Source organism: Pelagibaculum spongiae (genome assembly GCF_003097315.1).
GTDB lineage: Bacteria > Pseudomonadota > Gammaproteobacteria > Enterobacterales > Pelagibaculaceae > Pelagibaculum > Pelagibaculum spongiae.
On sequence record NZ_QDDL01000012.1, the window covers coordinates 104606 to 127275 of the forward strand.

The 22670-nt window shown below is 42.3% G+C and carries 13 protein-coding genes; 4 read left to right on the forward strand and 9 right to left on the reverse strand.

From position 1 onward, the window contains the following. Window positions 1-42: 42 nt before the first annotated feature. From DC094_RS19670 to DC094_RS19685, 4 genes are all read right to left on the reverse strand, one after another. On the reverse strand, window positions 43-1869 hold the full coding sequence (locus tag DC094_RS19670; protein ID WP_116688839.1) for a hypothetical protein: 1827 nt from the start codon (window positions 1867-1869) through the stop codon (window positions 43-45). 116 nt (window positions 1870-1985) lie between these two features. Further along, complete coding sequence (locus DC094_RS19675) at window positions 1986-3044, reverse strand: hypothetical protein (RefSeq protein ID WP_133245640.1); 1059 nt, start codon at window positions 3042-3044, stop codon at window positions 1986-1988. Window positions 3045-3251: 207 nt separating this feature from the next. Continuing rightward, the gene (locus DC094_RS19680) at window positions 3252-5051 is read right to left on the reverse strand and encodes a hypothetical protein (protein ID WP_116688841.1); all 1800 of its coding nucleotides are present in this window, start codon (window positions 5049-5051) and stop codon (window positions 3252-3254) included. 442 nt (window positions 5052-5493) lie between these two features. Next, entirely contained in the window at window positions 5494-6042 is a 549-nt protein-coding gene (locus DC094_RS19685) for a YdbT family protein (protein ID WP_116688842.1), read from the reverse strand. Window positions 6043-7329: 1287 nt separating this feature from the next. Between DC094_RS19685 and DC094_RS19690 the strand changes: the two genes are divergently transcribed. Together DC094_RS19690 and DC094_RS19695 are read left to right on the forward strand one after the other, a co-directional pair. Beyond that, the gene (locus tag DC094_RS19690) at window positions 7330-8382 is read left to right on the forward strand and encodes a S1C family serine protease (RefSeq protein WP_116688843.1); all 1053 of its coding nucleotides are present in this window, start codon (window positions 7330-7332) and stop codon (window positions 8380-8382) included. Between the two features lie 56 nt (window positions 8383-8438). After that, window positions 8439-9161 (forward strand): hypothetical protein, encoded by a 723-nt coding sequence (locus tag DC094_RS19695; RefSeq protein ID WP_116688844.1) that lies wholly within the window; start codon window positions 8439-8441, stop codon window positions 9159-9161. Window positions 9162-9238: 77 nt separating this feature from the next. Here DC094_RS19695 and DC094_RS22220 read toward each other — a convergent pair whose 3' ends face one another. The 3 genes from DC094_RS22220 to DC094_RS22470 form a co-directional block, all read right to left on the reverse strand. Further along, window positions 9239-9397, reverse strand: a complete 159-nt coding sequence (locus tag DC094_RS22220; RefSeq protein ID WP_158527407.1) for a hypothetical protein — start codon at window positions 9395-9397, stop codon at window positions 9239-9241. A gap of 43 nt (window positions 9398-9440) precedes the next feature. After that, window positions 9441-9773, reverse strand: coding sequence for a hypothetical protein (locus DC094_RS19700; protein WP_116688845.1), 333 nt, complete (start codon window positions 9771-9773; stop codon window positions 9441-9443). 114 nt (window positions 9774-9887) lie between these two features. Continuing rightward, a complete protein-coding gene (locus DC094_RS22470; protein WP_206605713.1) occupies window positions 9888-10481 on the reverse strand; it encodes a hypothetical protein in 594 nt (197 codons plus the stop codon). Between the two features lie 35 nt (window positions 10482-10516). Between DC094_RS22470 and DC094_RS19710 the strand changes: the two genes are divergently transcribed. Continuing rightward, window positions 10517-11236: an IS66 family transposase gene (locus DC094_RS19710; protein WP_116688846.1), complete on the forward strand. Its 720-nt coding sequence runs from the start codon at window positions 10517-10519 to the stop codon at window positions 11234-11236. A 256-nt stretch (window positions 11237-11492) separates the two neighbouring features. On the opposite strand, the gene DC094_RS19715 is transcribed toward DC094_RS19710, so the two are convergent. Continuing rightward, window positions 11493-17822 carry a DEAD/DEAH box helicase gene (locus tag DC094_RS19715; protein WP_116688847.1) on the reverse strand — a complete coding sequence of 2110 codons (6330 nt, stop codon included), beginning with the start codon at window positions 17820-17822 and terminating at the stop codon, window positions 11493-11495. A gap of 34 nt (window positions 17823-17856) precedes the next feature. Next, window positions 17857-21171, reverse strand: coding sequence for an STY4851/ECs_5259 family protein (locus DC094_RS19720; RefSeq protein ID WP_339374135.1), 3315 nt, complete (start codon window positions 21169-21171; stop codon window positions 17857-17859). A gap of 856 nt (window positions 21172-22027) precedes the next feature. Between DC094_RS19720 and DC094_RS19725 the strand changes: the two genes are divergently transcribed. After that, entirely contained in the window at window positions 22028-22432 is a 405-nt protein-coding gene (locus DC094_RS19725) for a transposase (RefSeq protein ID WP_158527408.1), read from the forward strand. Window positions 22433-22670: the final 238 nt, after the last annotated feature.

Here is a 22670-nt window from a genome sequence, read left to right on the forward strand (position 1 = left end):
GCTTATGATTACCCGACGAAGGAGGCAGAGTTGCTTGCAACACTAACTGGTGGCCAACCGTTTGAAATAATGTAATTTAATAAATTGACTATTAAATATTTCATTTGCTACGGTTCTACCTGCCACAATCGGGTCAATGACCTCTTCGCAAGAGTACCTTTCAAAAATATAACTGTCAATAAAGGTAAGGAAGCGTAATTTTTTCTTATACGAAAATGAATTTTTTAAATGTATATATTTTTCTGAAATATATCGGTAATCATCAATTTTATTTATTTTTAGTGATTTTCTAACATCATTGTAAGGATTGTTACTCCAGCCATTATTAAAAATAATATTCTTAAATTTAAGAACTTCTGAGTTTTTCTTTAACCAATACCTCCCGATATCAAGCCATAATCCTTGGTCAGATATGCACTCAACTTTGAGGTTTCCCGCCTCGTTACTCAACATGGGAGCTATAGAACTAAAGAACGCATCCATACGTTCTTTTTCTACAGAAAGATGAATTGAGTCGGTATTGCAGTAGCAAACTCGAACCGTTGGAAAACTTGCCATCTGCTCAAGTGTTTTAAACATTTTCAACCTGGCGCGGGCTATGACTTCTGCATGCAAGCTGAATATGTTGATGTTGTCTGAGAGTACAGGACACTCTAACTGCCACTCCTGTTTGAGCTTTCGAACTCTAAAGCCAGGGATAGAGTCAATATGCTTGATAGATTTAACACAACTCCAATCTGATTGAGACTGGACATAATATTTGCTTGTAACATAATCAATCAGGTCGCTAGGCGTACTAAATATGAGACGCCTAGTGCTTTTGCTCTTTGTAGCGCTGTGCATTGCAGCCAACTGAATCTTACACCAGCTGCTAGATACATCGTCTCCGTGGGACTGATATAACGTCCTTTTTTGATATATTTTTTTTGACTCAGCGAGCAACGGATGTTGAATCAACTTGGTAGATACAACGCCCCAAAATATATGCGTACTTTCAAAGTATTTTGAGTAATAAACGATTTCATCAGATAATAAAAGAATTCTGATACGGTTTTCTTTATCTAGCTTAAAAGGGAAGCTTTCACCTCTTACCTGATATTTGAAAGGATGATAACGAGCAAAGAAATTACTTTTTACCTTCCGAAACTCAACATAGAACATACCTCTAGGAAGGTCATCTATTGAAACCCGTGACGTATCATACTGGCGAAACTCAAGAAAACCCGGATGCATCATAGGCTCATCCATGCAACTCATGTACATCGAGTTGAAATCCAGTGAGATCACGCTTCTTCCTGGGTCCTTTTCTTCAATACAAAAAACTTCCTGATACGGGGCGCAAGGTAAAAAGAAAAACAAATCATCCAAGCTATTCTTGAGTCTTATTTTCTTGGAAATTTTGAAATGATTTTTTGTAGAGAGATATCGGTGCAATCCAAAATGAACACCTTCTCTCTGAAAAAAAGCAATATTTTTCTTTAGTGTCGATAAGTTTCGATACAGGTTTTTGGAGTACTTTACTTTGAATACGCCAGGATATTTGCTTTCAAAAACCTCTATGCTTTTCTTGTAAGTTATTGAAAGCTGTAAAAGAAAGCACTTTTCTTTATTGGTAAGAACCATGAATCTTTTCTTGCTTTCAGTTTGGAAGAAGCTAACAGCATCAATCAAGCACCCTTCTGTGAGGATTTTTTCCCCATCAGTTGCTATTGGGATGTATGGCTTTTGTTTGATTTTTTTTGGGCTTATGCCAATAACTCTTCTCAAACTAGTTTTTTGATAAGGCATAGGTATGGTTTGCGGATCATACTTACCAATAACAATAAGCTGCTCTTTTTCTGTAGATTTTTTACCTAGAGGGCTGTTCATGCTTACCAAGTATTTCCATTTCTTTATGGAAGACTAAATGAAATACATCATTTATAACATGAGCAATATCACTCCATGATCATAATCAGGAGCCGATGACTAATCGATAATAAGGTTCATGGTTTTCTCGCACAACCCTCTTCAAGCTTTTTCTTAATTAAATCAAACGGCAAATCTTGTGACTGAATCAAAGACACTACCTCATCAATTGCTTGATCACGGTTTGCGATAATCGCAGTTTGAACGTCTTGTGCCAACTGCTCCAATTGCAGCTTATTGAGTTGCCTAAGTGCATTTATGCGTGCAGCTCCGTTCTGGTTTAGCCATTCTGATGCTGAATCATCGCAAAGCACCGCATCGCTTACTTCAGCTTTGAAGTGATTGCTGGGGCTGCCAATAACGTTCGGCCCTGTCGCATCAGTAGACTCCGAAATTGGCAGTATTACAGGCTGAGGCCTAGCACTTGAGGGGGACACTGTTTTTTTAACGATGCCTGCTAGAGGTTTGAGTTCTGAAAGCACATTTGGGTTATTCATAGCATGATTCACTGCGTGTTGTTTTGTGGTTTTATTATTAAAAAGCGGTCTATCTGCCTCATTAACTTGCAACTTCTCTGCATAATCAGCAGTTGTCGGCAACATAAAATTAAGGTGCTGCAGTAATTTGTTTTTTATATGATTAATTTGTTTGCCCGTAAGGTAAATTTTACTGCTACCAGCATTGGCTTTGATTGTTTCATCAGCAACCTGTAATCGAAGCTTTTTTAATTCTGATAAATACGATTTTGTTTTGATCGACTCAGATTCTTCTAGTTGAATCTGATCGATTTTTCGCCTGATCAGCTTAATACAAGAAAGCGTAATTTGATCCACTTGCGCCGCTTTACACTCGCCCGCTTGTTCTACCGGATTAGCAGAGCTGCAGTCGGTATCATTTGAAGTAAGGGTATTTATCTCACGTATAATTCGTTTTACGTCGGCAATGAAATTATCAGCTGATTTGTTATCCGATGGTGTTGAACTGGTAAAGCAGGGTTTGTCTGCACCTTGAATCAATACTTTAAGATGGTTGTTATTGGTTCGTTCATGCCTGAAAGGAGTATCAGCACCCAAAGTTTGTTGTAAGCGCTTGATAATTTGCTTTTGGTAGCGGCTATATCCACGAACTTTGCTCACCATTCCTTTCCTTGTTTTTGATATGGTCAGCATAAAATGGGGGACAAGAAAGATAATTCAATGTCACGAATATATAGTGGATAGCTGGATATCCATTAATTATTTGTTTTTATTGATTGAAAATCTGTAAATTTTAAGACTGAACGTATCATTAGACCACGACACAGAGCACTGAGTCGTCACCCAGTGCTCATCGAATCTTGACTGTTAAGCTAGCTCATAGCAAACACGGAACCCTATCTTGCAGTAATGGTATTTACCCGTACTCCATGCTGGAAAAAGATCACTTTCAATATTGGCCGCACCTCTTGCAGACAACAGCGATCTTGATCGAATCGCAACTGCTTCCATTCCATAGGGGTTCTCATTCAGCCATTCACAGAATCTGTCTGAATCAACAAATTTTAAACCTGACGTATGCCCAAGAAATTTTGGTTCTTCAGTGTATTTACAAGTTAAAGCCTGAAAATCAGACTCATCCATATGAGGAGGTCTAGCACCATATTTATTACTCTTATTATCACAATATTCTAATAAGCTGGAATCCTCGGTACCGCCACTCACAGAGCATTCTTCTCTAATCGCTCGATACTCGTCCAGCTTGAGTAGACGTAATGGCAAACCATGTTTTTTTTCAAGAAAGGAAAGATACATACAAGCGTCAAACCAGGTAACGGCAGCAGGCAACTCTGCTTTGTCAGCGTTCATTGTATCCAAACGATCCGGCTTACCTTTTTTTATTGCCTCTCTATGCTCAAAATACTCTGAGTTTTGGTTTGAAAATTTAATAATTTCATCAATGGTGATTAATTGAGAAACATTGAGTTGTTTACCTGCAGCATCAACACGACAAAAGTCCATAGGTCGGGCAAAATTGTCAGAAGCCTTAACTGTTTTATACGCATACAAATCGATATCAGAAAAATAAGTTTTCCACACTTCCCACTCACCAGGATAGTTACGAATTTCACCACCATTCTGATAATAGTGTTGCTCAGCCTTATGTTCATCAAGGGCATGGCAGCCTGCATACTCGAAGTAATACCAGCGCTGAAAATCATAAAGAGCATTCATTTGACGAGGGATATCAGATGGTTTTAAGAACGGCGCATAAATTTGATGATTAAAATTCTTTTTTTTCATTCCTTTAATGACAAAATCATAGCAACCATCACTCCCTTTAAGAAAAATTAATTTCTCATTATACGGAACAACCTCAACCCAGCCTTTATCCTGGCTTTCAATTTCTCGTCTGAAAATCGCACAGGAAAGCTCCTCACCTTCAGCTAATAAAGCTTTTTCTTTTTGCGTTGAACTGGTTGTGAAATACCTGCCACTTGCCGTGATGCCTTGTGATATAGGGCTTACCAAGAGGTCGCCCCGTAAATTAAAACATGGTTCAATGCAATGGAACATATGCCCACCTAGGACAAGATGGGCATAAGAAATATTGTTATCGTCTCTTCCAAACTTAGGGAATTTCGATATATCAATTATCTTATTAGGGCTCTCAATCGCTAATTTGAGGTGTTCTATATTAGGCTTATACGAAAATCCCATGGGGTCTGGTTGAGCTTGTACCCATTGATTAAAGCACCACTCACCATCATCATAACGACGGGCATAGTCAAAATTGTACCCAGTAAATATTTTTGAAGGTGCTGTTTCATTTGAAAAAAATAGTCTGTCAGACAATTTTTCAACATCGAGTGCCAAGGATGCATTTGCATCTGGCCGATACTGGGGTGTCACAAGATCATCCCACTGATGCAGCCCATGCTTCTTCATAAAAGGCTCTAACTTTTCTTGATAGTCATCCCCATACCCAGAAAAACCACCAGTAAAACCGAGAGATGAAGCAATCAGGTTGAGAAGAGTGACATGACCAATCTTTTCTCTATCACGAAACAGTTTTTTTGTTGCTTTTTTTATGTCGTCAGGATGCAATCCCAGAACAGGGACAACATGGAACTTCTTGGTAGCTATAAAGCGATTTGGTACAGACATTTGTCTTTCCTAAATACATGACTCCCAGAAGTTCTCTGGTGTATCTTAAAGCCGTTATGGGCAAGGAAAAACAGAATAAGCGTGATTGGAGATATATAGGACGTTACGCTTTGCGGGCTTTCTTTGGTAAAGATACTAACACCAACCGGAGGCTACCCAGTGCCTGACAATAATTCTACACATCGAAAACTCTTTAAGTCAACAACTAAGTATCCTAAAGCCCATTTGTTTGATTTTCACGAATAAAGAAAACATAAATTTTATAGCTGTTCCCTATATTGCGCTAAACAGTCCTGAGATGGCAAAAACCCATGGGGTAGCGTGATCCTTTTGCCTTCCTTATCAAGGAAGCACCCCTAGAAATAAATTTTTAATAAATTGAAAACTATAATCTTTTAGGCCTTAGCATATGATTTGATCCCACAGGGTTTCAAGTGCTTAATTAGCCGCCAAAATAACCCTTTCGCTCCATTTTCAAAGTGCGCCAGACTGGAAGCAGCTTTTGAATCAGTGCGTCACGATCTCTGATTGCTCGGATTTTAATTTCGGCCTGATCATTATCATTGGTTTCAATCACGAGAGTCGACAATCCAACAAGGCCTAAAAGTCCTGCCGGTGGACTACTGATATCTTTTATGCCACTAATTTCACAAAATAATTCACGACGAAAAATCCTGGTTATTCCTTTGGCTTCTTTGATTTTATTTTTGGTAATTACAATGCGTTCGTAGCGAACAAAAAGATACGCATGCAAGACACTGATGATTGAAAAGAAAATCAGCACATAGCAAGCCCATGAAATAGCATCTCTTATCATTGGTCCATAACCGACACTTAAATGATCAGTCCACATGGCCAAAAACATAATGGCACCAACCAAACAGCCACCCCACCAACGAAACGTTCCGAGGTTAACCCACTGGGATGGCCCACCTTGCCAAATAATCGTTTCATCGTCGTAAGCAACCTGGTAGTACTGCTCACTATCCATCTCATCCTGAGGGGGTGCTGTTTGGTTGTCGCATTCCTATGTACCATGAACCCCATAAGATTCTTAGTGGTGCTATGCCGCTCAACTCAGCCACATAACGAGCATGGCCGAACTTAAAACTGTCATAATATGCAAACAATGATGTAAAAGAATGGCTAAAGGATCTTGCAAGTGTGATCCTTTTTAGTTGGTGATAACACTTAGAGCAGGCAGCTTCAGTGAAAACGGTGGGTTAGCTTTGATTCCGGTAATTTCCAAAAGCTGTGGCTGTGATGGTATGCATAATCCTGGCTATAGTGAACGCATCTTCTAACCAAAATATGAACTTTTATGTCTGAGCACAAAAATCGGTATTTGTTTTCAGGAATCAACTCTAATGCTTTGAATTTTCTCTAACCACCACGTTTTCTTTGTCTAAACAGAAGGTTATTATGCCGAGCAGAAAGTGATCTATGCGGTATTTAAAAGATATTTTTCCCTTCAAAAATGGTAACGAAATTTTTAGGGTTACCTGAATAAATTGAAGGATTCATATCATGTGGCCGACAGGTCATCATTAAATTCTGAATGATACCCAAGTGTCCCCACCCAACTCTGTTCAATACTTTTATCAGTAGCTTAAAGACACTCCCTTTAAGCAGAATAAATATATGATCAGGTACTTAAAGACAGCAACTTTCCCAAGTAACTCTCATTCATGTTTCAGATATATTTTCACGAAAAATGGCCAACCACCGCTTTAATCTGTTGATATATTTATAAATAAAAATATTAACTCACTATTTACTGTACAGCAGAGCAGATGTGGTGTTAACGCCATAAAAATAACTAATATTGGATAAGCTTGAAATTTTGGGTGATCGGTGTTTTTTTCAACTTAATTCATCAAGAAATGTTGAGATGATTTTAAGGTGACTAATCGGCACGTAAATAGTTTGACGAAAATAGAATGCTTGCGGCATCTTAGTACTGCTAACCTTCTGTTGTAATGTTGAAAACTGTAGGGCTTGAAGACCAGTCGCAGCAGCAGTTTGGCCTTTTCTAATCGACTCTTAAATATCAATAAAAAAATTACAGCATCGAGCTAAAGCAAGCTGAGCTGCTCAGATAACCGGGTAATATCAGGTAAAACGACGACTAAATGGATAAGACGCAGGATGCTAATACCGAGTGACAACAGAGGCGTCTTATTAATGGGGTTGATTGACCTTGCTGTTTTTCGACCAGATATACGGGCCAAGGAAGCAGGGTTTTCCTCCTACCTAATATAATGTTGGAGAATGAAACATGAAGAGATTACCTGCGTTACTCACAGCAGTCCTAGCCCTCGGCTGTTCTTTTGGAGCTTGGGCAGCGACTCCTCAGGAAGTGGCCAAGCAAGCCTCCTCGTCGACCGTGTTGATTGTGACTGAAGATGCGAACGGTCAACCCCTTGCTCTCGGTAGCGGATTTGTGGTCTCTACAAACAAACTCATCACAAACTACCACGTGATCGAGGGTGCATCCTCAGGTTACGTCCGTATAGCAGGCAATAAGAAGAAGCTGGAAATCGCCGGTATTCTTGCGTTCGACAGATCTCGAGACCTAGCATTGCTCTCTGTTAAAGATCTCGTAGCATCACCCCTTTCAGTGTCCGCAGTAACCCCACAGGTTGGCGATACAATCTATAGTCTGGGCAACCCCCAAGGACTAGAAGCAACTTTCTCTGCTGGTATCATCAGCAGCATCCGAAAGCTTGACAACGATAGTCTGCTCCAGATCACTGCACCCATCTCTCCCGGTAGCAGCGGAGGTCCAGTCTTGAATGTGGACGCAGAAGTCGTAGGGGTCGCTGTGGCGACCCTTCGAGGAGGTCAGAATCTCAACTTCGCGATCCCTGCGAAGTACTTTAAGTCTCTCCTTGATCGCGAGCAGCCAATATTGCCGTTAGGCAAGCTGAAGGAAGACAAGAAGGCGAAGTCAATATTCGATTCACTCCAATCAGGCAACGCGATTGATGGCGTTGTTGGTGAGGCCGTGAGATGGAAAGGCGACATCAGTGGTTCGTTGGCCTCATATGGTGACTTTACATTTGGCCTTCGGAACAAGCTACGAGAGCCAGTTCGGAATATCATCTTCATGGTCATATTCAACGACCATGATGGCAAACCGGTCGAGTATTTCGCGTCAGTTTATTCCGGAATTCTCCCTGCTCGCCTCGCACGGCGGGTGTCAGGAACGGTTGACCCGAGTATCAAACCCATGACAACCCGGATATCTCGAAACAACCAATTCATGTACGAGCTGACACCAAGCTCTCAAGTTGAGGTGAGGATTCTACACTTTGAAATCGTCGAGTAGATTCTCCAACAATCGCGTTGAACATGATGAGGTGTGATCTAGAGGTGAGCAGTATCGTGGATAAACGTTGGGGCATAAGTATTGATATAGAGGGTTTTTCTAATCTTTATGAGTATAACGATGCAACCCAGACTAAAGCGATTCGGGGTTTACACCAGCTTATGGATGCTGTCATAAAGATAGGGCAAAAGGTTTATCCTGGCGATCCAAATAAGAACTACTGGGATAGAATTTTCGCTCACCAATTTGGTGATGGCTTTATTCTTGTTTCTAATTTCAAAGAACCAGATCCAAGTCGCTGCATAGCAATTGCCACTTCTTTATCAAGATATATGCTACTTCAAGGTTATGCTACTAAAGCAGCTATTTCTACTGGAGATATGAACGATATTAGTGGTTGCTACCCAGATGCAATGAAAAGTGCAAAAAACAATACTTTGGGTTTAGGCATGGGGTTAATAACTTCAATTCCTGTTATGGGAACCGCTCTCACAAAAGCTCACAATTTGGCTGGTAGGGTTTCGGGAAACGTTGTTGTAATCGATGTTACTCAATTTTCTTGTGTCCCTGAATATTTGATAAAAGACCACGAAGGTAATATTGGATACATAAATTGGATGTCAGATGAAAATAGTCTCGCCCAAGAAATATCAGAAAAAGCGGGCCTTCAATATGGGAACGAAAATCAGTTGTCTAGTCTATTTTCTGCTTACATCGTTGTGGAGCCCTGTCCGCCACAAAAATGGATCGAAGGTAGTCAAAAGTGTCAAAATACATAAAACCGATATCAGCTAAAAGCTTTTCTAATGGTTTTTTTAGGTTGTCATAAAAAAGGCCTCCGAAGAGGCCTTTTGTCTTAATCGTCAAATCTTTTAATGCCAGATTGACTTGCTCTTAACTCAATATCCTTCCAAGCATGGCGTTCATGCAAATGCGCACGAGCCGCTAACCCGGTGAACACAAAGAGCAGCAAAATTGCTAGCACCATTAAAAGATTCATGACTGTAATCCACATAACTTAATTCCTCCTAAATAGATAATCCCGTTGAAGTTTTTTGTCAAGACTTCTTTCCGGCTCTACTCATTCGGATCGCAAGTAGATCAACAATCAGTTCTTTGAGTGCCGTAGCACTGGATTCCCAAGCGTCTAGGATTAAATGTCCACTGACACAATAGAGTGCCAATACTGCAGAGATATATTCAACCCAGGCTAAAGCTTGCCCAGAAATAAGCGGTTTAATAATGTGCCCGACAAAAATTCCTGATAAGCCAACCAGACCTAACTTTAATGACTTAAAAAGAAAAATACTTCGGGTGTAGTCCATTTTGAAAACCAAAAGGTCAGACGTACTCAGCCTGCTGATTTCCTTATACATGGTACGATTATCCATAATTAACCTTCCTTTCGTTGAACGAACCCAACGTCCGGATAGGTGCGCCCCAGGAGGGCAACACCCTCCGGGACTAAAATCATCGTATTTTGGTGAATTAAATCACCTGTGGTTTTACTGCTGCTCTTTTGCGCCTAGCTCGAGCAGTTGGATCATATCCAACTGATTCATATCGCTATCAAGAGAACCGTTAATTGCTGAAACCACCATACCGCCTTTGGCATATTCCAGTGCTTGTTTCATTGTGACTACCAGTGAAGAAGCTTCATCATCAATACTGGTGACGATGTCGCGCCACTCCCATGTTTCAAAAGGTGCCCAGGCAAACCACCCATCTGGGTCAATGCTGTTTTCAACGCAATCAGCCAAAAACTGATAGCGTTCGTACCAGGTGCCTTCAAAATCATTATCACTACTAATGAACTGGGAAGTCGCATGGCCATAAGCCATTTGCTCCAACTTGCTTGTTAATGTGTTCATCGTGTCCTCCAAAGACTCAAGAGCCACATCCGGCTGGGCAACACCCCAACTCAATGCCATGGCAACAACAGTCGTTTTCCAGCAACCATACCTGCTGTCTTGCCCTTTGATCTTTCGGGGCATAATCCCAATCGCATGCAATTGAGATCGCTTTTTGCTGGTCTTTTTTTGAGAATGTAACAAGCGCGGCGTCAACAGCACGACTGAAGCGCTCAACGAAAAATTCATAGGATAAACCACAGCCACGATGCGCTGACCTCAGCATGGGCACGTTGGTTAACTTTAATAAGCAGCTTGCTCAGCGATTACATCGTGTTTTTAAGCCATTAGCAATTGAGCAAATTGCTTTAGCGGATGTGGCGTGTGCTGATGAGACGGGCGTCAATATTAATGCATCCCGCCATTGGGTTCACGGTATCTCCAGCACGCATTGGGCGCTATTAACACCCCATAAACAGAGAGGTGCGCAGGCAATGAAAAACATTGGCGTGTTACCTCGCTTCAAAGGTGTATTGGTGCATGACCATTGGAGTGTTTATTTGAAATTTAAATGTCAGCATCAGTATTGCAATGCTCATTATCTTAGAGAATTGATTCGTGCCCATGAGCAGGATGATTGTCGATGGGCAAAGCTGATGCATACGCTGCTTCTTAAAATCAATCAAGCGGTCACCGATGCGGGTGGTGAACTATCAGAATCGGCCATCAAAGGGTGCCGAAAACGTTACCGCAGCTTGATTACGCGGGGCGAGAAAGAAAGCTCCGAAAAACCAAGTGAAGCGGGCAAACGGGGTCGTCCCAAACAAAGTAAAGCGAGAAATCTTCTGGATCGTTTACGCATTTATGAAGATGATACTTTGCGCTTTATGACCGATGCAAAGGCTTCATCAAAAAGAGCGAGAGATACGAATGCTCAAGGTGCAGCAAAAGATATCAGGTTGTTTCCGATCGGCAGGGAGCACAGAAAACTATTGTTTATTTAGATCGTATTTAAGTAGTTGTTTAAAGCATGACGTGTCTGCATCTGAAGGTATTAATTTGCTTGCGAGAAATGAGTGGCCTGAATTTATTAAGCAGCATCCTGTAGTAATTAGCTTATTGAGCTGAATGGTGGCAAAAAATTAATTAAGGCATAGGCAGAGAAAGTAACAAAAAAGTGCTCAATGAACCCTGCCCAAGCACTTAAACCAGAATAGAATAAGGTGCTTGGGATATAATTAGATTAGAAAACACACCAGGTTACTCGATCAGCTCCACAACAACATCAGTTGCCCATTTGTTTTCTGAGCTTTGTACTTTGGCATGTTCTATTGACTGCGCCAGCTGGCTAACTTGTTGTGCGGCCGGTGCGGTAAAATCTAGCCAAATATCTCGGCTAGAGTTAAACTGGATTCTCCAGTAGCCAACCCCCTGATCAAAACGAACTTTCACTACCTTGCCGCCTTGCAAATAAATATCCAGACGTCGATGATGAGCAATATCCCGGTTGGAATCTTTAACTGTTACGTGAACCGATTTGCCAGTCAGTGCTCCCAGCCAGTTGCTTGTAAATGCTTCAAAGTCATCCTGATAAGCCCAGTCATCAAATGCACGTTTACCAACTTGTTTATTGGCTTTAAACAGTGTTGTGACATGCACTTGTGCATCTTCAATCATACGCGATCGGAAACTGCCCAATAATGAGCCAAGAATAGCCACAGCAGCAGGGTTTTGAATATAACGGTCAGAGTAAGTTATTTTTTCTACCTTCACCGATTGCAACATTTGTTCTATCTGTGAATTTTTGCTGGAAACAAACTGCCAGAAACGATCACCAAATGACATATAAGGGCCATTTAATTGCTGCTGTATTTGCAGATCAGCAATTGTAGGTTGTGCTGGAATATTTTGCTGCGGCACATCAGTAATCGGAAATGCGAAGGGAATAAGGTCAAATGCCGACTCACTGGTTGAAGCAACCACCAACTGATCTCCTTGGTGCCAGTTGCAACTAGGCTGCTGTGGAGATGTGCCGCTGGCAATACTGATCAGTTGATCTGCAATATAGACCTGCACTGCAATCGGTTTGTCAGATAGCGTTTTGGTGCTGCAGATGTTAATTCCAGCATAGGCTAGCTGTTTAAGATCCTGAATGATCTCCTCATTTTCAATCTGTTGTGGCACCAGAAAATCAACTGACAACTCGTGAAGATTGACATAACTAAGTAAGGATTTTTTAAATTGAGGTGCCAGTAAATCCCAGTTCTGTGGATCTCCACCGGCAACTAGGCTCAACCGGTCTGCACCATTGGCTATCATCCTTAAAATCACCTGCTCCAGATTTCCCGGGGCAAATATTGCATCGGGCATTTGGCATTTGTCCTGATGCTCTAAGCCAACATGTCGGGAAAACTCTACACCCAACCATTCCAACGCCATCTGCCGATTGAGCCGATCATAATCATGACGTGTTTGTGAATCCAACAGGCACTCGCTACAGCCTGTTTCACAGTGATCACAGTTCAATTTTTTAGCCATTAACTGTAAAACACGCTCAATATGTAAGGGCGCACTAGTTGCAAAACCAGCGCCACCGCTGATCACATCATAGAGCTGAATAATTCTCACCGACTGGCTATTTTCCACTTTGCTGGGGCGGCTCGCATAACCCAGCTCCGATGCTGCGATACCCAGCACCTCTGCCAGTGATGCACGCAAGGCAACTGCCAATGTAATCGCTACTGATTTTCCCTGATCAGTATCAGCAATATACTCGCTGGTTTGAGGGTTTCTCAGGATTAATTCGAAGACGTCAGTAGTAGCAACTGAGCCCAGGTGCACACAAGGACGAATGCTTTGAGAACCGCGACAGGCAACTCGCTTATTACTTTCATCCTTATCATGTTTGCCCGGACGCGGCGGAAAATGCGCTGCTGACGGATTGAGTTGGTCAGGGAAATTATCGGCAGAGAGCATAGACTCGGCGCGGCCACAGCTCATGCACAGCGCATAGCCATATCCATGTTCGCCAGCACTGTAATGAAACACTTTGCCCTCGGCACCTGCTGTCATATGACCAAGCCTTGGATTGGGAAGTACAGATACTGAAGCAGCGACAAACACCCATGGCGCTTGCATCGGGATAAATTTCTGATGATGAATATCGTTAGATACCGGTGCATACGCATCAGTTACAAAACCGGTAGGCTCCAGCACATTGCGAGTATTTTCCGGTGCTATTTCCGCCTGACAGGCCGAATTGGTACAGATCAGAGTATCCCGCTGGGATAACCCCTCCTGATACCCTACTTCACCGCAACGGTCACAACGCCAGGCAATATCGATTTTCTGCTCTTCAACGCTATCAGCATTCAAATTATGCCAATGCAATGAAACACCTGCGGAGCGAAATACCCTACCATCCAGAACAATTTCTGCACCTGGGGCAAACTCCCGAATCGCAATTGCTAAGTTGCGAGATGGTAACCCCTTGTAACGAGATACATTATCTTCACGATCGTAGTAATTTCCAGATTGGTTTTTCTTATCTCGAATAAAGTCTTCCATGCTGAAGTTATCAAAATTCACCACATCAGTTGGAAAACCATAACCGGGTAAAAATGTTCGTGCGGCTAAGTCACGTAATAAATATTCTTTGCAGTGACGGGCTTTTTCAATTTGAATTCTTTTTTGATACGGGCTTTTTTTAACTGCTTGCTTTTCTTCCTCAAGCAAATAGTTAAAAGTCACTAACCAGCGTTTTTGCAGCCTCTCGATAGCAGATCTGGTATGGCTTCGCAGTTGGCTCGGTTTCACAGCAGTTAAAGCAGTGCCTTTGACTAGACGGGCAATGGCTGTATCCAAGTCTGACTCTACTGCAGACAATAGCGCTATAAAACGCTGGCACATGGATTCACCCATCTCTTCATCAAAAAACCATTTTGTATTCAAGTGGGTTATTTCATTTTGTGTGGCCCCTGGGTGATTGCACAAAAAGTTCGATAATAACAATGAATTAATATGGCGCTGCACCAGTTTTTGCGAGCTGAGTGTAACAGCAGGTGCCGGAATACTGGTTTTAAATGGCCAGTCTGGATGAGCGAATACCTGCTGGTCATGCGGATTGTTTTTACATAATGTATATGCAAGAGCACGCGATTCTTTACTCCGCCCTGCCCTACCTGCTCTTTGAAGGTAGTTTGCCGGATGGGGAGGAACATTGTTCATTACAACTGCTGATATTCCACCAATATCTACTCCCATTTCCATAGTTGTAGAGCAATTAAGCACATTGACTCTGCCCCGCTTAAAGTCTTTTTCATATTGCTTTAACCGCTCTGCAGATTGCTGTGCTGAATGCTCTGCGGTGCGATAATAAAAACCACCCTCTAGTGTACGGTCATTAATATCCGTCCACAGGTTTTTCTGACGCAGATGCCGAATTTTACTGTCACCGGCCAGCATTTGACGAATGTTGTGCAGCCCTGACTGATAATCATCTTGGGTGTTATCAAAATGCCAGCTTTGCGGTAATTCAATTTCTGTGGTTTTCCATTGCGATAATTTCTGCGGCGTTAAACAGGTAAAGTTGATGTGCTGCGGTAGATAGGGAGTAAATCCTTTAAAAGTAGTATCTAATAACTTATTAGTTACTGGGCAAATAAATGCTTTCTCCATTAAGGAAAACTGCAAATGTTCCCGCGGTAAAAAAAAGCGGTTGTCTTCCGATTTAAGTACTGATTCTGCTGAGGTTAGAGTTTTCCAAGCCTTCTCTAACCAGTCATTTACCATATCGACGGCTATTTTGTCCGCAGGCTGTAAACCAGCTCCTAGCAATAAAAGTTTAATTAAACGCTGGGAATAATTACCGTTGCGAATTTGTGGCCAACGTTTAATCCGGTTTTCATCTTTTTCTTTAGATTGTGGCTTACGCAGACTTTTTTCAGAAAAGCGCATACCAATCCAGATTTTCCAGCTATCTTCCAGCTGAATAAAGCTGTTTTCTCGAACGTAAAAATCCAAGGCAACTTTTAAAAAATCTTTCCAGTCATCAAGCGTCAATTGATGCAGCTGCCAATGCTCTGGTAGCTGGCTAATTTTATCTAGCCCCAGATAGCTTACCCGAACTAAACCCTGTGTTTCCAGACTATTTTGTCGCTTTGGCCGGCGCATAAATTCCCTGAACAGCAGCATTTCTGACAGTCGATGTGGGCCAGTAACTTGGTCAAATATTTCGGGTTTATGATATTTATTAAATTCAAGAATTGAGGCTTTAATATCTGATTTTTGTGAAAGCTCTTTAATCATATCTTTCCAAGATAAAGCTTTCAAAGGCACCGATGTACCGCCTTGCAACATGGCTCGGTAGCGCTGCAGTTTTTGCAAAGTCTCTTCGAGTTCATCCTGGATCCCCATAGATGAATACAGCTCTACATCATTTTCAAGCTTGGCAATTAGTACCTCGATTTTTTCAGGCTGGTTACTACTCGTTGTTTTGGCACTGGCTGCCCGCTGATACCAAGCAAGGGTCTGCTGTACCAGCCCACGCAAACGACTTCGTTCAGCTTCCTGCTGCATTCTTACCGTCATACGTGCAGTGCCCTGACGGCTATCGGTGAAGGTTATCAGCCTGCGTCCACGGCCTGGCAATGACTGTGGGCCGATGGATTTATTATCAGGGTCAGAAAAATCTTGGCAGTATTCCAATACTGTTGGGACTACGTTTGCCACATAAAAAGGGCCGCCTAGCAAGGCTCTGCGAAATGGAAATCCATCTTTAAAGCCAGTAAAGCGACAGCCTGGCTGGCTACACTGTGCTTCTATTTCTCGCAGCCCTAACTCTATTGCATTGGAAGGCTCAATCACAGAGGTTCGACTGCTACGATCCAATAATAGCGGTTGGTATTCTTGGCTGATATGCTTTGCAGCAGACAACACAACCGGCTGTTTGTTTCGGTTTGATTTTTTCTGCTGATCGGGATCACTGATGGCAATATATTCATCATCGCCAGAGCCTTCAGCCTGAAGAGAAAACTCATCATCATGACCACTTTTCCATTGCGTCAATATTCCCTGATTAGCCTGTGCCAGCAAATGAGGATCATTACAATCATTACAGAAGACCAGCTCAAAAACAGGACTGCCACAACGGCAAAGCTGTCGCTGATCGACATACACATAACCAAAAGGCCAATCGGTATCTTTGAGAGAAGAATGCTGTTTCTCGCAACAGGTTTTATCGCAACAGGCCCATAGCCCACTGGTTGTTCTCTGGAAAAGGTGCGCTCGCAATTTTAAAAAAGCATCAGCATCTTTGTTGGGTTTGGTCCCTGTTGCTAGATCGAGCCAACGTAATAATTCATTTTGTGACAGGCTCCAGCCGGATTGCTTCATTTCATCTAGCAACTGATCTAGCCTGAGCTGTTTATTTTTCACCAGCAACTGGCGTAATTTGCGCGCTTGGGGACTATCAATCAACGCCTTAAACCGCTGGGGGTGAATATCTGGCTCCTGACTATCTGCGCAAGGCATTTCCTCCAGCATCTCCAACGAGACCGGTTGTTGCTTACATGGCCCAAGAGAAGGCACAACACGACTGCCTCCCCAAACATCAATTTGAGAACAAGGTACGCCAGATAAATCGGATAAAAACTTTTTTAGTTGGTCAGCAGCGTCATCACCGGCAATAGTGGCAGATGTGGCAACAAAGCGAACCTGGTCTGGCGTTACACCAAAAGCATGCATCACCCTACGTAATTGCAGCGCCAATTCAGCCGCCTGGGAACCGATATAGGTATGGGCTTCATCTAGCACAATCCAACGCAGGGATTTTTGTTCTCGGGATTTTTTGATTATTGGAGCATCAACCTGGCGTACCATCATGTATTCCAGCATGGTGCCATTAGTCACTAAAATTGGCGCAGGATGCTCACGCATCAACTCACGCGATAAAACTTCATTAGGGTTTTTTACTTGTTCAGATCGAACCGTGGCATTTAGCTCTTGAGTATTACCGTTAAACAAGCAAAAACGCATACCCTTACCAAAACTATGCGTCCAGGCGCTTAAACGCTCACGCTGAGAATTAATTAATGCGTTAAGTGGATATAAAAACAGCGCCCGAACGCCTTCCAAAGGTTGCTGATTATTTTCCTGATATTCCTGATATAAATCTTGTAATACCGGAATCATAAAACATTCGGTTTTTCCCGAACCAGTTCCACTGGTAACTACAACCGAATGCTTTTTTTGCAACAAAGACTGCCAACTGTTGAACTGGTGAACAAACGGCTTCCAATCCGCACCAAAACGGGAACGTCCAAGTGCTTTATCTAGTGCTTTTACAATCTCTGCACTCAACAGCTGTGACTGGTCAACTAACTGCTGCATGGTGACAGAAGATTCTTGCCAGCCAAATGTTTGCTCAAATACAGGTGGTGCCAGAAAAGCTCCAGATTCACCACACTCACCACTCATAATTGAACCGAGATGCTGACGTAATGCGGGATTAGTGATCCCCAGAATGCTCAGTGTTGATTCAGTGGAACGGGAAACTGTCTGATCAATAAGGGAAGAAAAATAATGACTCATTTAACTGGTACTGCCTTTATTTTAAAATTTTTGTTTATGCGTTTTTCAAATAATTAATTACGCAATATTGATACAGTGAATCAAACCACTCGCGGTCAAAATCCCTGACCTGTCGCATAAAAAACACCGCATCAGCATCATTTATAAATACATCACTTACTCTTGCCTGACCACAAGTAACTGCAGCAGCAAACACTGGTAAATATATTACGGATCGCTGATGATCATTGATCGACGGGAATCTCACCAGTTTCTGAGCATACTGCAGATACCATCGCTGTAAACTGGTTGCTGCATACTCCGGCCATTTGGCTTCACTTCGCTGCCGAATCAATGTCATATGCCAAGCTGATAGCACGACCTGTTCAAATATTGGCTTGGGGAAATTCATTTCCTGATCTTGAGATTGAGTCGTTAAATGCTTTTCAATACTTGCACCATAACTTGAAAAATAACTGCCCAGCGCACTAAAACGTTTGTTAACGATCATTTGTGCCCTTGCTTGATCTAGGCCTTTTTTCATCATCCAATCACAAAAATATCTTGCTGCTGACTGAATTTCAGTAATTGGGAAAAACTCCCAAAAGAAAGGAAAATCGGCTTCTAGGCGGACCAGAAAAGAAGTCTTCATTTCAAATTTGAATAATGCCATTGCCAGCACTGGTTGGTGATGAATAAAAGATTTCCAAACTTCAAAAGTTGCCAGTGGCAAGTAGCCATAGTGGTTCAACAGGTCACGCAAAAATTGCCAGCCACTATGTTCTGGGTTCATCGCCATCTGGTCAAATACACCATCAAACGAACTGACAAATTCACCATGGCGAAACGCCCGCGATGCTTTATGCAGAGTCTTGATATCTTCCCCGAAATTGACAGCGATCGGATTACCCGGAATAAAGCGTGGCCTGAAGGCTACCGATGAATCTTTTTGTGGCAATACCAGCCAAGGACCGTCTTTTTCAATACAATTTGGCAAATCATAAAGACCGGTTGCTACACCCTGCGATGATTGAGAGGTTAGAAGGGCCTCCGCACGCAGTGGGTCATGCAAAAGCATCAACTGCAGTCTGTGTGTTTCTGCCTTTTGATCGTGCATAACACCAAAGCTGACTTGCTGGTATTCAGCATCATATTCTAATGTCATAGCATAGCGACGTATTCGGTAGAGCTGCTCTTTACCAGCACTAAATATTCTCAACTCTGCAACCTGATCCAGTCCGCTATTTAACGATAATATATCGGCAATTTGATCGCGTATCGCATACAGGCTGATTTCTACTGGTTTATCGTCGGCCTGATAGCGCCAATGATAGTGAGATTGACGGGAATGACTTCCTTTGAGGCCAAGCTCAACATCGTAACCGGTAATTCTGCCTGGCTGCCCGTAAAGATACAGACGACTTCCCAACAATTCATCTATACAGAGATCTGGTTTTAAGCGCTGGCCTTTGGCATCGAAACCTACACAGCCACTACCTGGAAACGGCAGCTCAATGCAAATAGGCAGCTCCTGTAAATTTGGAGTTACTTGCAAGGTAATTATTGATGGCGGGAGTGCTTTGGCACTTAATTGCAGCTCGGTATAACCCGAATGTTTAACCTGCTTGCTCGTGATGATGCTACTGCAATCTGGTAACTGCAGTAAGCAGCGATGCTGTGAATGCACCAGAATACTTCCTTCACCAGGCTGACCACTGATGAGCTCCACTTTAAAATCTGCGGGCAATATTCCAATTTTTCTACGCAGCAGCGTATTACCTGTCTGATTACGCACCGATAACCAATGTACGCCATAGTGTTCGATTAATGGCACTTGCTGATGTGATTTACCCGAAATAAACAGTTCGGCTTCCTGCTCTAATCCACCAGCACCCCTCGGCCATTGCACTTTAGGTAGGCCAATAAAACTCAGCGCTGGTTTACATGACCAGTTAAGAGGCAGATCAGCATAAACCAGATCCAGTCCCAGCTGGGCCAAAGAGACTGCACCACTCTGGATACAATAATGCTCATGATTGGTTATATGTAGTTGCGCTTTACCTTGAAGTCGATATAACAAACAGCCCAACACCGATGGGCATTCTGTCAACTGGGTAGTTTGCTGATCAGCCAATTTAACCTGAGTGTTTTCTGGCAACATCAACAAAAGATCTGTTGAAGCAGAACTAAATGAAGCTTGGCCTGCTAAACGCCATTGCTGCTGGTCTGGTTCAAATCCTAATGGCTCTTCACCCAAAGCAACACTGCTATTACTTATCATTTTTTCAGCAATAACTACCCCACCCGCAGTCGCTACTAGCTTTAACGACGCAGTGCAGTTTTTCCGTTTGCAACTGAACATGCGCCGCTTGATTGTGAGTTCTGCGACCTGATTGTTGATACGGGCAAATACTGCACCAAGATCCCCAATGGCCTGGCCATCTTCTACTAAAGTCAGGTCAAAATAAGTAGTTGATGGCTGAATTTGTAGTGAAAATTCCAACTTCTTGGGTAGAGAAATATTGACAATTAAATGATGCGGATTATTTTTAGACCAAAAATGCGTGCAAGATAATTCATCGCGCCTGCTACGATTTAATTTTTGCTCGCAGGTAGCTTGAGTGAGTAAGCCATTCAGGAATTCTTTACCGGTTTGTTCATCCAACGGAAGAGGAAATTCTTCACGCCATCTTGCATGCACACTATCCAGCCTTTTCACTGGCTCACTATGTTCATCCAGAGCGTAGTCAGTAACCAGTACAATTAGCTGATCCACCATATCCGCAATCAGGCTAATAGAAGCAGGTTCAGTAAACACTTTGGGGAAGCTATATTTACGAAGCTGGTCCTCAACCAAATCGGCGGTACGCGAGCCGGTAAATTGTTGCAACTGGTGTTTTTTAAGCAGGTTGTTGAAAAGGCTTTGAAAACGACTGCCATCTTCGCGCAGTAATTGAAATGGCAGACCTCCTTCACTGAAGACCGAGCCAATAAAGTCTCTTCGTTCGTCCGTGTAAGTATGTAATGGTCGCAGCCAAAAGTTGAACCCGCGTTCCATCACCTCAGGTCGCTCTGAAGCAGAAAGATCAGTTTCTAGAGACTGATGTATTTTTTCCCACTGCCATCCATATTCACTTCTGTATTCCCTACGAAACCATTCCGCACAGTAAATAACAAAACAACCACAGGTTGCATCGTTTAATGACTGTTCCGATGGTGAAAATCCGTGAAGAATTTCCCGCAACCGAATGTATTCCAAAGATTGACAATGATAGGCATAGAGCCCACGTCGATCTGGTTTCTCCAAAGACCGCTGCTTTAAAAACTCCCGCATCCATACCGAGCACTGCACAACAACGCCCCCCACCATACATCACCTCGCACAATCAGCTACACAACAACCCGGCCAGACGATATAAATACAACCTATACCGGAAGATTTGACAACAAGATGTTATATTAAAAATATAAATGCTAATTAATTCTAACTATTATTAATTTATCTTTAAATCATACGTTTAAACTAATTAATGTTTCCTTGCATCTTCTTTTACAAGAAAAACCGAAGTAAAAATTAAAAAATTAAAAGATGAAAGGTTTAGCTACCCTCAGCCAAACGAAAATCGCGGCTGCTGTCATGTAGGTTCCTGCCACTGAAGACAGGACGCAACAGATAGCGAGCATAGTTATCGCCTGGCTTGATCATCTGATACACCCAGATAATTTTCATTTCAGCAGTCCTGAAGACGCAGCTAAAATTAATACTCATATCATTGAACCACAAGGCATTAGGAGCACCATCCTGCTCTCGTCTACCAGCTCTGATAAAATCGAACTCGGACTATTCAATTTATAGCTTATAGCAATGTTCTATATAATCCGCATCAGAGTCGTTTTCTTCCTCAAAAACCTTACACAGTGTCTAAAACCATTCAAAACAATGCAAGCGCATTGAAACAATATCTCACGGAGATCAAAGAAAATAATTCACACAGGTATTTTCTCCTATTCACAAACCTCCTATTAAAAACCTAGCTGGAATTACTTTGTACTACTCTATTTCTATGCTAGGAATGATATGATTCGGAGAATGTTACTGGCCCCTTCACAGCAAGTGTAAAGGCGTGTAGTTCGATGTAAAACTGAGATCTGTCCCGCCCTGTCAGGATAGTTGTCCCTTAACTTAATCCATCCTTTTTCAATTAAGGATGGCAGGAATTACGGACATGCCCTCTTATTCTGAAGAAAGAAAACATGCTGTTTTAAAAAGATTATTACCCCCTCAAAGCTTATCCATTGCTGTGCTTGCTAAAGAAGAAGGTATTTCTGAAGCAGCATTGTACAATTGGCGCAAACGATTCAATCTCTCTGGTCATCCCGTGCCTGAAAAACATCTGAGTTCTGAACAATGGTCTGCTGAAGCTAAGCTTGCTGTTGTCCTTGAAACCGCCCGCTTTAATGAAGCTGATCTGAGTGAATATTGCCGTGAAAAAGGTCTGTATCCAGATCAGATAAAACAATGGAAGCAGGCTTGTGTTCACGGCAACCAATCGGTTGTGAAAGCATCAAAAACACCTCGAAAAACGCTCAAAGAAAAAGAAAATGAAAATAAAATCAAATCAAAGAGTTAGAAAAATAATTGAGACGTAAAGATAAAGCACTTGCAGAGGCGAGCACGCTGTTGATTCTTTCAAAAAAGTTCGATGCTTGGTACGGAATCGACAGCGAGGACAACTAACGTTACTTGCACAGCGCCAGCAGTGTTTGGAATGGTTTCATCAAGCCATTACTGAGGGTGCGCGCCGTCGCCAAGCTGCTGATATATTGAATATCAGCTTGAAAACACTGAACCGTTGGCAAGACAAAGCA

What these genes read in the sequence shown, in the direction of transcription:
- DC094_RS19670 (WP_116688839.1), bottom strand. Translation starts at nt 1,869, where the DNA reads ATGAACAGCCCTCTAGGTAAAAAATCTACAGAAAAAGAGCAGCTTATT.
- DC094_RS19680 (WP_116688841.1), bottom strand. Translation starts at nt 5,051, where the DNA reads ATGTCTGTACCAAATCGCTTTATAGCTACCAAGAAGTTCCATGTTGTC.
- DC094_RS19685 (WP_116688842.1), bottom strand. Translation starts at nt 6,042, where the DNA reads ATGGATAGTGAGCAGTACTACCAGGTTGCTTACGACGATGAAACGATT.
- DC094_RS19690 (WP_116688843.1), top strand. Translation starts at nt 7,330, where the DNA reads ATGAAGAGATTACCTGCGTTACTCACAGCAGTCCTAGCCCTCGGCTGT.
- DC094_RS22220 (WP_158527407.1), bottom strand. Translation starts at nt 9,397, where the DNA reads ATGTGGATTACAGTCATGAATCTTTTAATGGTGCTAGCAATTTTGCTG.
- DC094_RS19700 (WP_116688845.1), bottom strand. Translation starts at nt 9,773, where the DNA reads ATGGATAATCGTACCATGTATAAGGAAATCAGCAGGCTGAGTACGTCT.
- DC094_RS22470 (WP_206605713.1), bottom strand. Translation starts at nt 10,481, where the DNA reads ATGAATTTTTCGTTGAGCGCTTCAGTCGTGCTGTTGACGCCGCGCTTG.
- DC094_RS19710 (WP_116688846.1), top strand. Translation starts at nt 10,517, where the DNA reads ATGGGCACGTTGGTTAACTTTAATAAGCAGCTTGCTCAGCGATTACAT.
- DC094_RS19715 (WP_116688847.1), bottom strand. Translation starts at nt 17,822, where the DNA reads ATGAGTCATTATTTTTCTTCCCTTATTGATCAGACAGTTTCCCGTTCC.
- DC094_RS19720 (WP_339374135.1), bottom strand. Translation starts at nt 21,171, where the DNA reads ATGGTGGGGGGCGTTGTTGTGCAGTGCTCGGTATGGATGCGGGAGTTT.
- DC094_RS19725 (WP_158527408.1), top strand. Translation starts at nt 22,028, where the DNA reads ATGCCCTCTTATTCTGAAGAAAGAAAACATGCTGTTTTAAAAAGATTA.